Here is a 15216-nt window from a genome sequence, read left to right as displayed (position 1 = left end):
ACAAGAAGAACGAAATCGCGTCCCGCGATGGCTATGGGATAGAGCGTTATTATGTAAAGAGGAAAAAAATACAGATAGAGGGTTATTAAGGGAAGAAAACCATTAAGAACATAAAGAAAAAGTATGCTTTCTGTGATATTGTTTAATCGCCAAACCAAACAATAAAAAAGAGAGAGCATACTTCTATGAAATTTATTCTAACACGAAAAACAACAAAATTACATAACCAATATTTTACTCCACTTAATCGTGGACCACCCACCTTCCGGTTTGTTTAAAAATCAACTAACAAATCGGAGGGCTTTTATAATGGAAAAATATAAACGACAGATCGAACTATTCTTTGAGCTTAAGAACTCACCAGAATCCACAAGAAAATCTATGAGAAGAAGAATAAACGATTTTTTATTCTATGTGGAAGTAGTATTAGAGATAGAAATTGATGAAGTTGCTTTTGAAGATATTCAGGGGTATATCCTTCACTTAAAAAGAGATAGAAAACTTTCACCAGGGACAATAAATAATTGTATTTCATCTATTAAGTTTTTTTACACGTATGTACTAGAGAAAACCTGGAATCCAATAAAGGTACCTAGAATGAGAAGAGGCAAGAGCTTCCCTGTTATTCCACCTAGAGAGCAAGTATATGCACTTTTAGAGGGTACCAATAATTTAAAACATAAGGCGATTCTCGCCTTAATCTATGGTAGTGGATTGCGCGTTAGTGAAGTTGCACGACTAAAAATTAGTGATATAGATAGTCAAGGAATGCGAGTTCGTGTGCAGAAAACAAAACACGATACGAACCGTTATACCATTTTGTCTGAAGCTAGTCTTCTTGTCCTGCGAGAGTATTTCAAAGCCTATCATCATCGATCCTTTTCTAAAAATGATTGGCTCTTCAAGGGACAAAAGCAAGAGAATCATATTACGGTTAAAAGCATACAAAATACCTTTCTTAAAATTAGAGAAAGATTAAATCTCGATACAGCAATTTCAGCACATACCTTACGGCATTGTTTTGCGACACACTCTCTCGAAGACGGAATTGATCCTGTGCATATACAACATATGTTAGGTCATAAAAGAGTGGCAACGACAGTTGCTTATTTACACATGACTTCTAAAAGTTTAATGGGGATCAAAAGTCCATTGGACCAGCCTAGAGGTAAAAATTGATGACTATACAAAGTTTATTCGTTGATAACTACGATTACTTTAGAGTAACTCATAAAGTATCCATAGAACAGGCAAAAGCAGCCACGGCCATTAAAAATTGTAAAACAGATGCTTTAGGAGGTCACAGGCATGAGTGTGATTCATGTGGTGATTCAAAACTTAGCTATAATTCTTGTCGAAATCGTCACTGTCCGCAATGTCAAGGAGTTGATAAAGAGATTTGGGTGGATCAAAGAAGCAAAGATATTTTAAACGCACCCTATTTTCACGTCGTGTTTACGATACCCGAACAATTACACATGTTGATCTATCACAATCAAAAACTACTTTATAAATTAATGTACAAAGCAGTGGCAGAAACTTTGAACGAACTCGCATGGGACGATAAATATTTAGGTGCCCAAATTGGCTTTTTATCTGTCTTGCATACTTGGGGCCAGAATTTACACTATCATCCTCACATTCATACCATAGTCTTGGCCGGAGGCCTGACAAAAGATAACCGTTGGAAGGAAACGAGTAAAAAATTCTTTATTCCTGTGAAAGTTTTATCAAAGCAATTTAGAGGGAAATTTCTCTATTATCTCAAACAATATTACAACCAAAAGAAATTAAAGTTCTTTACTGAAACAACAAAATATCAATCTAGAAGTCAGTTTCAACAATTACTAGATAGCTGTTATGAACTGAATTGGTATAGTTATACCAAAAGAACATTTTCAGGTCCTTTAGCTGTGATGAAGTACCTTGGATTATACACGCACAGAATTGCCATTTCGAATAAACGTATCCTTTCACAAGGTTATGATACAGTGACCATCGGTGTAAAAGACTATAAGAATAACAATAAGAGAAAGCAAGTAAAGATGACCAAAGTAGAATTTATTCGGCGTTTTTTAATGCATGTATTACCGACACGATTTGTGAAAGTAAGGCATTATGGTTTATTAGCAAATCGAAATAGAAAAACGAAGTTGGAACGTTGTCGAAGACTAACAAAGAGCCCTAGCTATAAACCGTTATATGAAGGGTTAAGTAAAATTGAAGTCCTTGGAAAAATATTAAATAAGGATATGACTTTGTGTCCTTCGTGTAAAAAAGGTCATCTAGAAAGCGTTCATTCATTTAAGATACCGCCGTTTCCATCATATAAGATACCGTGATCGGTAGAATTAAATGCTTTTTTAAAAGCCTCTTAAATGGGGAGGGGGAAAGTACACCCATTTTTAACTGTTATCTATGTTTTTAAGAAAAAACATAGATAACAGTTAAAAAAACTGATAAATAAAAGATCAAAAATGAGGTTGGGGAGGATTGAATCCCCATAGGAAGAGAAGGAAGCGACTTCGTCCTTCTGGGACAATCAAAAATTTGCGGATAGTGGTAATACGAGATAGTACAAAGGCACAGATAGCTTAAATAGCTAAATGTGCCTTCTTTTTTCGCAAACTTCCGATTGTTCCCTAAAAGAACCGTCCCCCTGTTTCCAATTCAGTTTTACATTATAAAGGGACTACGAACAGGGATATGGTAATGATTAGAATTCCTGAGTAACCAAGGGCATCCATTACTAGTTTGATTTTTGAATGGTTGTGTTCATTTTCTTCCTTTTCATATGCTTTATATACTTTATGTTGTAATTGTTCATCAGGAAACATCACTTCTGCTTGGCTAGCTCTACTTCCGAAATAGAGCAAACGATGAAACTTTATCGATGGCAATACGAAGATGAATCCTATAATAATTCCTCCTGTACCAATTACATTTCTGTTAAGGCCAGAGGTAAATATCATGGACATCAGAATTAAAAGGAAAAAGACTGCTACACTTATGAAAAAAACGCACCCTACTCGCTTCAGAAAATAATCCTCCTTCTCTCAATCGGAATGTCTCTCTTTGAATAACATGGATTATAGTACGATATTATCATAAAATTCTGTCATTTACATTTGTTTCCCTTAGAAGACGAACGAAAGGACGGTTCTTGTGTTTCCATTTATGGAAACACAAGAACCGTCCCCTTGCTTCAAGGTTTGTCCCTATGTTTATACGATTGTTGTTTGTTTAGTTTATTGCTTTAATTTTAATGGGTATTTTTCTTTGATCATCTCTATGAATAATCCGACATATGTGGCATCGAATTGTTTACCAGCACAACGCTTCAACTCTTCAATTGCTTCATCAAATGATTTTGTTTTTTGATAAGGTCTTTCGGTGGTCATTGCATCAAACGAGTCGATGATACACAGAATGCGTGCTAGTTTCGGAATACTTTTTCCTTTTAACCCATAAGGATAGCCTTTTCCATCAAGCCGCTCGTGATGTAATTCAATTAAAGGAATTAATTCTTCCAGATCTTTATGCACAGAAATTATTTCCTTTCCCCATGTCACATGCTTTTTCATCATTTCCCATTCATAGGGATCTAACCTACCTGTTTTGTTGATAATATCCCTTGGTATCTCAAGTTTGCCAATATCATGGATCAAAGCCCCCATAATAAGTAGCTTTTTCTCACGTTCACTCAAAGTCAATTTCGCAGCAAAGTGGATAGCATATTTATACACACGCTTACTATGTTTATACGTATCTATATCTTTGAATAAAAAGATACTGAGCTTCTGTTCTAATAGCTCTGTTTCTTTTCGCACGTCTAAAACGTGTTGCATGCTTTCTTCTGAGTTATAAATGTGAACCATGTTTTTCCCTTGGGCTTTTGCGTAATATAACGCTTGATCTGCTTTTGTTAGGAATTCAGAAGTGCTGTAGACAGTTTTTCCTAATTCCATTAAACCACCTGAAAAAGAAATACAGCCCTGAGGCAGAACCTCTACACCAGGGATGTACGTGTCATTCAAGGTTTTCCGCAATTTATCTATAAATAGAAATGCTTCCTCTTTACTAGTATTAGGCATTAAAATAACGAATTCTTCTCCACCATATCTAGCAGCTGTGAATTTATTTTTTTCACAACTATCTTTTAAAATAGTGCCAATCCTTCTTAGCAGGTGGTCGCCTTTCAAATGACCATGATAGTCATTAAATTTTTTAAAATCATCAATGTCTAAAATGCACAAGCTTAGCGGATGCATCGCTTTATCATCAAACTGTTTACCTAGTAACTCCTTAAAATAGCCATGATTAATCAAGCCAGTAAGATCATCCCTATTTGCTTTTTCTTCCAGAATTTCATATAAATGAAAATATTGCTTGAAGACTAATGATATTAAAATGGTAATGATCGAAAAGATAAGCAATCCAAATAACGGATATGCTTCAAATAGAATGCCTAATATTAGAGCTAACACTAATGTAATAAAATAACTAGATAAGGCATCTTTTATCATACCTTGCAACAGTTTTTCATCGGAGCTTAAGATAAAGAACAATCCAATTAATATAACGTTTATGGCGAAATACATAAACATCGTGAAAGCGTAAGAGAACAATTGATCCAAATTAAATGCCCCGACTTCTCCACCAGAAAAAGTGTACACATAAAAGGAGCCTGTTATCATGATGGAATAGATGGAAAAGTTAAATAGATGTTTCCACCAAGCTATTTTTCTATGATAAAGAGCAAAGATGATACTGCTTGCTACTAATACATAAAAAGCTATTTCTAAACCGAACACGAATATAGTAGCTACATAGATTGCCGAATCCATCGATAACGAGTTGCCTTTTGGAGGAAGCCAAATCATATATTCATTCAATAGAATAATGGAGCAAACTAACATACCGAACATGAGCCATTCATTCATGTTAAATGCTTGGAATGAAATACCTTGTAGAACGAACAAAATACATCCAGTCAAAGAGATAATGAGTAAATAGATGTTTGTTGGATTTTTCCATTGTTGTAAAGTCACTTTTACCACCACACTCTTCTATAAAAAAATGAAGAGAAGCGGAAGATGAATTCCACTTCTCTGCTATTGCTTAATGCAGCTTAAAACCTGAAGTTAATGAAATGATGATTGATCCTAAGATCACAATGTTAATGATAACATTTGATAATTTACTACTGAATAGTTTTTTTCTCACCTTACTATTTCCCTCCCCTAACTGCTGTTCCTTCTGTAAGTAATCGATTATGCTTTAACATGAGGTGTTGGATGAAAATAAAAATACCTATATTCATGATTATATCACCAATGCTTATGACCTGATCTCTTGGATAAGGGTTACTAATTGGAATAACATCACCTAGAAAACCAAGTCTAGTAGACTCTGTTATTGCTTGATGCTTTCCGTACAATCCATTGATCAACGCATCTGCATACATAGGATCTAATACTGCAGCAGCATCCAAAGATACTGGCATCCTCCCACCATTTATGACCATTACGATAAAGTTTAATAGAACGCCTATGAAAATAAGAACAAATCCGGGATGGTCTCGATATGCATATAGAAAGTATAAACCAATGATGTAAATTAGAATAAATAAGTAACTACTAATGCTACCTAACCATTCAAATCGTTCCTGATAGCTATATATGAATAACTGGATTACTAACAAAAGCGGAAAAATCCAACCAAACTTGATCTTTAATTCCCCAATGCCTTTGAGTGATCCACGTCTTAAAAAACCAATAATAAATGAGAAAATAATTCCGTCAAATACCATACTCCACCCTCTTACATGATCTCAATCGCAGCGAAGCTTTGATCTTACACGTTCGAATTTCTCTGTACTTACAAGTAGTCAAACGACATAAAACGACATTTATTGCATTATTTATTATATCGCAATTTCACGAAAAATCTATCACCAATTCCAATAATCTAGTAATTCTCAAAAATGGAAACAACACCCGACCTTCGTGAACAGAGGGACAGATCTCGGAAGCAAAGGGACGGTTCTTTCGTTCACGTTTGCTAGCAAAAACGTGAACGAAAGAACCGTCCCCATGTTTCCAATTGCATTAGTAAAGTCTTTTTGTATAACTTTCGTGTAAATCTTTGGCGACTTGGACTGGCGTTTCATTTGGTAATTTAGAGTGAGCTACCAACATTTTAGGAACGGATGGGAGCTCTTCTTTTGATAACCATGAATCCGGATCCCATAACTTGGATCGTAAAAATGCTTTCGCACAGTGCGCATAGCATTCTTTAACTTCGACTAAAATTCCGAATAAAGGCGTCTTTCCATTTACACTGCTCTTTTCAAGAAGTTCAGGGTCACGACAAATGTAGGCTTTGCCATTTATTCTTAAGGTCTCTCCTAATCCAGGCATGAAAAAAAGGAGGCCTATATTAGGATTAGTAATGATGTTATGCATAGAATCCATTCTTTTATTCCCTGGTCGTTCTGGTATAAATAAATGATGTTCGTCAAGCACCGTTACAAAACCAGGAGCATCTCCCCTTGGTGAAACATCACATTCTCCGTCTACATTAGATGTTGCTAAAGATAAAAATGGGGACTTTGCGATAAATTCAACGCAATGTTCGTCGATAAAGGAGATTACTTTATTCGCAGCTCTTGGACTAGGGGTTCCAATTGTGGAACGAAACGCTTCAAATTCTTCTTTTGACGAAATGATATCTTTATACTTGTTTGTCATTTTATCACCCTTCTGTTTAGGTCGGGAAACGGGGGGACGGTTCTCCTGTTCACGTTTTGCCTTTTATACCAGATGTGAACAAGAGAACCGTCCCCATGTTTCCAAGGTCTGTCCCTCTATGATTCTATTGTTAGTTCATCGAGTGCGTGGATTAGTTCGTACTGGACGAGCTGTAGCTTAAACAACGTTAGTGGGTCCTGATACTGTTCTGGATTTTCCCTCATGGAGTTCAGGGCTTGTTTATGCTTTTCTACATCCGTCTGTGTTTCTTCCCGAACATCATGTAGCACATCGAATGGGTTAGCGAAAAACTGTTTCACATCCCACTCTACAGATCCCTCAAATAATTCTAACTGTTGCATGAACGGACGGATGATCTCCTCTGTTACATGACTATAATCTTCATTTTCAACGAAGCCTTTATATTTTGCAACAAGCTTTTCTTTATTTTTTGAAATGGATCCTAATAATCTTCCTGTACTTTTCAAAAATAACTGCGCGGGGTTGTTTCGCAACATTATGTTTAATTGTTCCACCTGCGTCATTCCCCGCGATATCCGGTCCATATCTCGACGCCAATCATCCAACACCTTAAAGTCACAATCTAGCACGAGCTTCTCTTCGCCATACAAGTTATTAAAACTTTCGCTCATTTCATCTAAATAACCCTGGCTTTCTTTAAATTCTCCCTCACAACCGATGATCCATTCTTGCATGCTTCGCTTAAACTCCGGCAAGGCCGTGTTCTCGATATACGCCGCTATACGCTTGTTCATTTCTTCATTAAGGTTCACATGAAGTTTTCCAAAATCACTTTCTTCATTGACCATGTCTGAACAATTTCGAAGGAGCTCCGGAATCTTCTGCAACATATTCTGTCTAAACGCTTCTTTTATATCATGATAAGAACCTTTAATTGCCCTCGCTTCTTCTCCTTGCCGATCATCCAATTGATGCTGCAATCCATTAAGTCTTGCCAGCAACTCTTCGTTCCAGTTAATCTTCTCGATGATATTTTTTTCTGTTTCCACCTGTTTTTCAAGCAAAAACTCTATGGCATGTTGAATTACGTTTCGAACCCTTCGAGGACTTGCCACCTCTATATTTGACTCCTCTAGCAATGGTTCCATATACAGAGATAAATCTTCTAATAGCCCTTCTTTATCGGCCCACTTTTCAATAGATTCATAGAGCATTATTCCAGCTTGTCTACTATCTTGTTTTTCCGAATGCGCTAGTCGGCGTTCCGCTTCACGAACCAAGTCTAGATCAAGCTCGGATGGGAAAACCTCATTCCACGCAAGTACACCAGAAGCACATATTGAATCAGAATCAGAAGCTACTTTCATCCAATTTTGCAAATGACTTGGCATCAATTTTGAAAAATCACGGATTAAAAATTCTCCGCTAATCAATTCGAAATACGTATCTTCAAATAAAATCGGGAGCTTATGCCAAGTATAGGCTTCATCTACTTGGTGTTGTAAAAGCAACTCGTTAATCTCTTCCAACCAATCAAAATAGAAGTCCGTTTCTTTATAGTTGTCCCACAATTCTGTCACGAGGCATTCAAACTGAAAGGTGTCGACTTGTAATAAAGTCACCAAGACGTCGTGCAATTCCTTTGGTTCTTTTGTCGCAGCAAAACCTTGTTCCGCATACTTTTCTAACACTTCAAAGCCTTCCAATGCCTCTGTACGAATCGACTCATTTATGGCTAGTTCCATCGCGTTATCCCAATCCTCGTAATTCTCAAAAAATGTCCGGGCAATCTCCGTTACATTAGAATAATCAGGATTTAAACGCACCGCTTCCTTAATTGCTTCGATCGCTTGTTCACGTCTGTCTTGCCTAACATATAGTGAAAATAGTTGCAGTAGTACTTCCGTTTTTAACGCAACCGAATTTGTTTCAACGATTTTATAAAATTCTTCTGCATTATCAAACAAACCCATTTCAAAATATGCATCTGCTATATTTTTTTGGGCCCATGGAATCAAACGCTCCTCGGATACGTTTTCCCATTTAAAAATCGCCGCCTCATAATCATGATGTAAGAAATACACTTCCCCTTGTGCAAACCGAATCGAGGATAATTCTATGCTTTCTTTCTGCATTTCTTCTATGTATTTCTCACCCAAAACCTCCATTGGATGCCTCTCAGCACTTTTTTCTACCATGGTATGAAAATAGGATTTACTGATAAGTTCGTTTTCCATCGTCACAGTCCCTCACTTCATTTCATTAGAATTGTTTTCTCCGTTACTCCCTATATATGTGCCATCGCACCATGTACAATAACATTCTTAGTTATTGAAAATTTTACCACATAATTAGCTCTATTTTTATAAAATTTACCCTTCCTATACTAATCGTATAAACAGTCCATTTTGTGACGGTGGAAACATGGGGACGGTTCTCCTGTTCACGTTTACCACTTTATGCCATATTTGTGTACAGGAGAACCGTCCCCATGTTCACAAAAAAGAAGCAGAGGTTGGTTCTGCTTCTTTAGAGTTTAGAGTAGGCTTTCTTCGAGCTTTTTCATTTGATAGAAATATCCTTGTTGGTTGATTAGTTCTTCGAAAGTTCCATTTTCGATGATCTCACCATGATCCATGACAATGATTTGATCCATTTTTTCTAAGCCGTTTAATCGATGACTGACAAAGAGTAACGTATCACCTTTTGCACGCTCAAAAAGATGCTTATAAATCACTTGTTCTGTTTGTGCGTCTAAGGAGGAAGTCGGCTCGTCTAATATCCATAAATGGCCTTTTTTCAAAAAGGCTCTTGCGATGGCTAGGCGTTGCTTTTCCCCACCAGAAAGGTTCTCGCCGTGTTCTAATATGGGATCATCCAGCGAAAAATGCCCGAGTTGGACTTCTGCCAAGACAGCGTTCATCTGTTCATCCGTTAGTTCATCATCTGCTAGTAACAAGTTTTCCCGAATCGTGTCATAGAAGAAATGATTATCCTGTAGCACCACTTTCGCCTGCTCCCAAATTGCCTCCCGAGAAACAAATGCGGTATCTTGGTCATTCCAAAAAACGTTCCCTTTCTGCGCCTGTTGTAGCTTTAAGACTAGTTGCAGTAGGGTCGACTTACCCGAACCGCTAGCCCCAACGATCGCTGTTTTCGATCCAGCAGGGATGCTCAATGATAGGTTAGGAATCGTTGTCCGCCAGTCCCCCATGAAACTGAACTGAATTTCACGAAACGCAATCCCCGGTGGTCCAACTGGTAAGTGTTCCACGGTTGGCTTCATCTGCTTGACTTGAATGTCCGGGTCGTCCACGACATCATATAAGCGTGTAGATGCATCACGGCTTTCCTGCATATAAATCGGGAAAACGGCCATCGGTGCAGCAGGCTCGAAGACAGTCATCGAAATCAAGACGAGCATTGCTAAAAAGAGACCTTCTAACGTCCCATTTGTTACCAAATAGGCACCCATCGCTAACACAAACCAACTGACAACAAACGTCATAAAGCTATTAAGCGATTGACTGTACGCTTTGTTGATATTTTCTTGCTTTTGCTCGTTAATATAAGCTTCCGATTGCGTAAGCAGTTGTGCTTGTTTCGTTTGTAGCTGTTGAAATAGTTTTAAATCACGGAATCCATACATCACTTCGGTAATATCACTCGAAAGATCTCCGCGCTCCTGTCTTACTCTGCCATTTATTTTTGCTTGTCTAAATGAAAAAATCGATGGGATTACGATGGTTGTTAATAAGAACCCAAGAAACAAAATCACCGCAATAGCCATGGAATAAAAGCTAGCAAAGAAAATCGTACTCGTAAAAACGAGGAATAACACGATTGGTGGGTACACAACACGCAGAAAGAGATTTTGCAGGCTCTCTACGTCACCAACGACTCTCCCTAACAAATCACCACTTCTATATTTTTGAAACACATGTGGTACAAGTGGCTCTAATTTTTCAAAAAAAGCTACACGCATATTACTTAATATCGTAAACGTTGCCCGGTGCGAATAGATACGCTCTCCATACTTCGCACCAGCTTTAATCAGTCCGAGTAATTTAACCATCGACGTCACAATAATTAACGTGTAAAAAGGAGGAACTAAGGCTGCTTTCGAAATCAGATAGCCACTTGCCGCAAACAAGCCAACACTACTTATACCAGCAATAAAACCACAAATAATCGCTAAAATAATATCTTTTTTCTCGATCAACATTAGCTTCATTACTTTCCGCAGAGCAGTCATGTTTATTTCCCCCCTTGTTGAATCGTCACCATATCTCGGTATGCAGGCACGGTTTCAAGCAATGATGCATGTGTACCTACCGCTTGCAATTGACCTTTTTCCAAAAACAGAATTTGATCAGCTGTTTTAATCGTATGCAGACGGTGCGCCACGGTTATCACTGTTGCCGTTTCATTTAGCTTCTCAATCGATTTTTGCAATATTTTCTCCGTCGCTAAATCAAGTCCACGTGTTGGCTCATCTAATAAAACAATACGCGGCTTTTTCAAAAAGGCACGTGCAATCGAGACACGTTGCTTCTCTCCACCGGAAAGACCTCTGCCTGCTTCGCCTATTTTTGTCTCATACTTATGATCAAGTGATTCAATGAGTGGGGCAATTCCTGCTAACCTAGCAGCCTCATGCACGGACGCCTCATCTACTGCTTCTGTCGTTCCCATCCGTATATTTTCACCGATCGTTCCAGAGAAAATATATGGGTGTTGGGAAATATAAGCGATCTGATCAAGCCAGGATGCTTCGGTATTGTTACGAAGCGCTTGCTCGTTTATTTTTATAGAACCTTGTTCAGGAGCGATCATACCTGCAAGCATATGAAGTAGGGTCGTTTTCCCCGCCCCACTAGCACCAACAATAGCGATTTTTTGTTTTGGTTGAAAAGTTGCTTTGATTGCTCGCAACTGGAAGCCACTATCTGGATAGGTGTAGCCCAGGTTGTCCAACTGAATCGTAGGGGCAACGTCCAGCTGAGGGAATTCTTTTTCGCCCCATAACGCTGTCTCGTCCTTCACCTCAAACTCCTCTAATACTTTCTGTGCAGCTCCCATGCTACTTCTGCCATTATGAAACGTCGTCCCTAGCTCTTTTAATGACGTGTAAAATTCGGGAACTAAAATCAAGATGACAAAAGCTGTATAAAAGGAAATACTTTCATAAATGATTAACTGAATCGCTAATTCAAGCGCCACAATACCAATACTAAGCATCGAAATCAGTTCCAGTGCAAAAGATTGCGTGAAAACAATTCGCAATATTTCCATCGTTGTATCCCGAAAGCCTAAGCTACTTTTTTCTAACGCATCCTTTTGCTGTTTTGTTCTCCCGAATAACTTTAACGTGACAAGGCCTTGTAAGGTGTCTAAAAAAGTACCAGAAAAAGAAGCGAGTTTTTCTAGCTTTTCTTCTGATTTTTTCTGTGTCCGCAAACCAATGATGATCATAAAAATCGGAATAAATGGCGCGGAAACAAGTAAAATAATGCCTGAATTGACATGTTGCGTGAAGATGACAATGAGCGCTAAGATCGGCACGAACATACTCTGCATCACTTGTGGGATAAACTGACTGTAAAAGCTATCCATCTCATCAACACCATCAAGCAGCATGCTTACCTTTTTACCCGTTTGTCCTTTTCCAGCTACCGAAATCGACCGCCCCACATAAGACGTTAATAAATCTCGACGAACATCCCGTTTTACCTCACTCGCAATCGATACACCAATTCGCTTACTCATATAATCCGAACCAGCCCGCACCAATAAAAACAACAATAAGACAAAAAGCGATGGTGTAATCGCAGCGAACGATTGATCTTTGAGAAATACACCATCGACAATGTTTGTCATCGCAAACGCTTGTGCCACAATGGCAAGCCCTAGTACGAAGGTTAATCCCACTAACAGATAGATCCTCTTTTTATGCCTCCACACGGTTTGCTTTAATTTTTGCATGACGAATCCTTCCCTCTAAGAAAGCATTTATTTTTTACCTTTGGCATAATCCGCATCGAATAAAAATAATCGCATCAGTAAGATAAGTGAAGGGATTAACAATAATAATCCGCCAATAAAAGCCGCGATTAACGCAATCGCCATCGATTCATTGGTAACACTTTGTTCAATGTGAATGAATGGGTCTAGTAAATAGGGATACTGGGCCATACCGTAACCGAAAAATGCAAAGAAGAATTGTAGCATAATCGCGATAAATGCCGTCCCGTAATTTCTGCCGATGTATAATAGACCCATGGCAATGATGAAAAAGCCCATCGATAAACTAAAGATCCACCATAAATCCAACATATTTTGATAATGGCGCTCATTGCGTTGACTTAAGGCAATCATTGTTGTCAACGCCATAATAATCGTTGGTGTTGCCCAAAACAGCGCCCACTTTCGCACTACTTGAAGTGCAGGTTTATCATTTGCCCGTGACGCATAGTATGTTAAGAAGCTTGCACTAATGAACAAGATCGCTACCACTGCCAATGCAACGATACTCCAGGCTAATGGACTCGTAAATAATTCGAAATACTTTAGCGATACGACGCCGTTTTCTTCGGTAATAAAACCTCCCTCTGAAATCGTTAACGCAACAGACAAGGAAGCCGGTATAAATAATCCAGTCGCACCATATAGAAACAAATAGACATTACTTTGTTTGGAACCATAATTTTCAAAAGCATAAAACGATCCCCGAATCGCAATCAACACGATCGCGAAGCTTGCTGGTACAAGTAATGCTGATCCGTAATAATAAGCAGCTGATGGAAAGAATCCAACAATACCAACAAAAAAGAATACTAAAAACACATTGGTAACTTCCCAAACAGGTGATAAATACCTGGAGATTAATTTGTTTGTAATGTGGTCTCGTTTGGTCACTTTTGCATAATAAGCAAAAAATCCGGCTCCGAAATCAATCGATGCGACAATCACATAGCCGTATAAAAATAACCATAAAACCGTGATTCCAATTACTTCATAACTCATGATTCATCCCCCTTGTTTAGTTCAGGGTAGTGCTTCTCTAACTCTACTTCGACCGGATTGTCTTTAAATAGTTTTCGTAACGTAATAACAAATAAGGTTCCGAGCACAATATACAACGCTAAAAATAGGAAGAACATGTGGACGATATATGGTGAAGAGGTCGCCGCCTCATCTACCGTCATATATCCTCTAACAATCCAAGGTTGTCTACCTAACTCGGCATAAAGCCAACCAAATTCGATAGCTAACATCGCAAGTGGTCCAGTTAATACAAGCAACCAAAGCATGAATTTATTGTGAACATCCCAGCGTTTTATCTTGCTTACTACTAGATACAGGAATGAAATGCCCGTTAAGAACATGCCAATTGAAACCATCAAGTCAAAGAAATAGTGGACGATTAAAGGTGGCCGCTCGCCTTCTGGTGTTTCTTCTAAACCAATGACTTCAGCGGTAAAATTACCATGTGCCAAAAAGCTCAAGAAACCAGGTAATCGAATTTCGCCAACCACTTCATTGTCTTCATTCAACCAACCAAATAAAACCAAGTCAGCACTTTCTTCCGTCTCGAAATGCCATTCCGCTGCAGCTAATTTTTCCGGTTGATGATTGGCAAGGTATTTCGCAGACAAATCTCCGCCTACTGCAGTTAAAATGGAGAAAATAAACATCGATACGACGGTAATCTTTAATGCTTTTTTGTGATAAGCAGCTGCACCTTTCTTACGTAATAACGCAATGGCTGCAATTGTTGCTAAGATCGCAGCTACCGTCACATAAGAGCCGCCTAATACGTGAAAAATTCGAACTGGCGCAGATGGATTCAACATTGCTTCGATTGGGTTAACAGCGACAAATTCGCCGTTCTCCATTGTAAAACCATCTGGTGAATTCATAAACGAGTTTACTGTTGTAATAAAGACTGCCGAAATACCCGCACCCAAGACTACTGGCAGTGTAAGTAACCAGTGTGTATATTTATTCTTAAATCGATCCCATGTATATAAATAAATGCCCAAGAAAATCGCTTCAAAGAAAAACGCAAACACTTCCATAAATAACGGTAATGCAATCACATTACCGGCCATCTGCATAAAATTTGGCCATACTAAAGAAAGTTGCAGGGCAATAGCTGTACCTGTTACAACGCCGATTGCTACCGTAATGACAAACCCTCTGGCCCATCGTTTGGCTAGTAATTCATAATGCTTGTCTTTCTTTCTAATCCCAATAAACTCTGCAATAGAAATATATAAAGGCACACCAACACCTAATGTAGCAAAAATAATATGAAAAATGAGAGTCATTGCTGTAATCGCCCTACTGACCGTAACCGTATCAAAAAACTCCATGTCTTGCCCTCCCTCTTTAAATCATAACAGTAAGTGAAACACTGAACATACTACCACAATATTAAACTATTTGCTAATCTTATACCCTCTACATTCTATACCAA

The 15216-nt window shown here is 38.3% G+C and carries 11 protein-coding genes; 2 read left to right on the top strand and 9 right to left on the bottom strand.

Translation table 11 applies throughout. From position 1 onward, the window contains the following. The first annotated feature begins 309 nt into the window (after window positions 1-309). Both NYQ66_RS06350 and NYQ66_RS06345 read left to right on the top strand, forming a co-directional pair. Window positions 310-1179, top strand: coding sequence for a tyrosine-type recombinase/integrase (locus NYQ66_RS06350; RefSeq protein ID WP_259867933.1), 870 nt, complete (start codon window positions 310-312; stop codon window positions 1177-1179). Next, window positions 1176-2342 carry an IS91 family transposase gene (locus NYQ66_RS06345; RefSeq protein ID WP_456151316.1) on the top strand — a complete coding sequence of 389 codons (1167 nt, stop codon included), beginning with the start codon at window positions 1176-1178 and terminating at the stop codon, window positions 2340-2342. Before NYQ66_RS06350 ends, NYQ66_RS06345 begins: the two co-directional genes overlap by 4 nt. Before the next feature lie 339 nt (window positions 2343-2681). On the opposite strand, the gene NYQ66_RS06340 is transcribed toward NYQ66_RS06345, so the two are convergent. The 9 genes from NYQ66_RS06340 to NYQ66_RS06300 all read right to left on the bottom strand — a co-directional run bounded on the left by NYQ66_RS06340 (window position 2682) and on the right by NYQ66_RS06300 (window position 15112). Then, entirely contained in the window at window positions 2682-2900 is a 219-nt protein-coding gene (locus NYQ66_RS06340; protein ID WP_259868049.1) for a hypothetical protein, read from the bottom strand. A gap of 348 nt (window positions 2901-3248) precedes the next feature. Then, the gene (locus NYQ66_RS06335) at window positions 3249-5051 is read right to left on the bottom strand and encodes a diguanylate cyclase (RefSeq protein WP_259868047.1); all 1803 of its coding nucleotides are present in this window, start codon (window positions 5049-5051) and stop codon (window positions 3249-3251) included. A 179-nt stretch (window positions 5052-5230) separates the two neighbouring features. Beyond that, complete coding sequence (locus tag NYQ66_RS06330) at window positions 5231-5812, bottom strand: DUF5317 domain-containing protein (RefSeq protein WP_259868045.1); 582 nt, start codon at window positions 5810-5812, stop codon at window positions 5231-5233. Window positions 5813-6110: 298 nt separating this feature from the next. After that, window positions 6111-6752 carry a pyridoxamine 5'-phosphate oxidase family protein gene (locus tag NYQ66_RS06325; RefSeq protein WP_259868043.1) on the bottom strand — a complete coding sequence of 214 codons (642 nt, stop codon included), beginning with the start codon at window positions 6750-6752 and terminating at the stop codon, window positions 6111-6113. A gap of 116 nt (window positions 6753-6868) precedes the next feature. Next, window positions 6869-8971: a tetratricopeptide repeat protein gene (locus NYQ66_RS06320; RefSeq protein WP_259868041.1), complete on the bottom strand. Its 2103-nt coding sequence runs from the start codon at window positions 8969-8971 to the stop codon at window positions 6869-6871. A 299-nt stretch (window positions 8972-9270) separates the two neighbouring features. Continuing rightward, on the bottom strand, window positions 9271-10989 hold the full coding sequence (gene cydC / locus NYQ66_RS06315; RefSeq protein WP_259868039.1) for a thiol reductant ABC exporter subunit CydC: 1719 nt from the start codon (window positions 10987-10989) through the stop codon (window positions 9271-9273). A gap of 2 nt (window positions 10990-10991) precedes the next feature. Next, window positions 10992-12719, bottom strand: coding sequence for a thiol reductant ABC exporter subunit CydD (gene cydD, locus NYQ66_RS06310; RefSeq protein ID WP_259868038.1), 1728 nt, complete (start codon window positions 12717-12719; stop codon window positions 10992-10994). A 27-nt stretch (window positions 12720-12746) separates the two neighbouring features. Further along, the gene (locus tag NYQ66_RS06305; RefSeq protein WP_259868037.1) at window positions 12747-13760 is read right to left on the bottom strand and encodes a cytochrome d ubiquinol oxidase subunit II; all 1014 of its coding nucleotides are present in this window, start codon (window positions 13758-13760) and stop codon (window positions 12747-12749) included. Continuing rightward, window positions 13757-15112 (bottom strand): cytochrome ubiquinol oxidase subunit I, encoded by a 1356-nt coding sequence (locus tag NYQ66_RS06300; protein WP_259868036.1) that lies wholly within the window; start codon window positions 15110-15112, stop codon window positions 13757-13759. The genes NYQ66_RS06305 and NYQ66_RS06300 overlap by 4 nt, the downstream gene beginning before the upstream one ends. Window positions 15113-15216 lie beyond the last annotated feature (104 nt).

Origin of the sequence: Aquibacillus koreensis (assembly GCF_025154055.1) — a bacterium.
In the GTDB taxonomy this organism is placed as follows: Bacteria; Bacillota; Bacilli; order Bacillales; family Amphibacillaceae; genus Aquibacillus_C; species Aquibacillus_C koreensis.
This window is presented reverse-complemented; position numbering and strand designations above follow the sequence as displayed.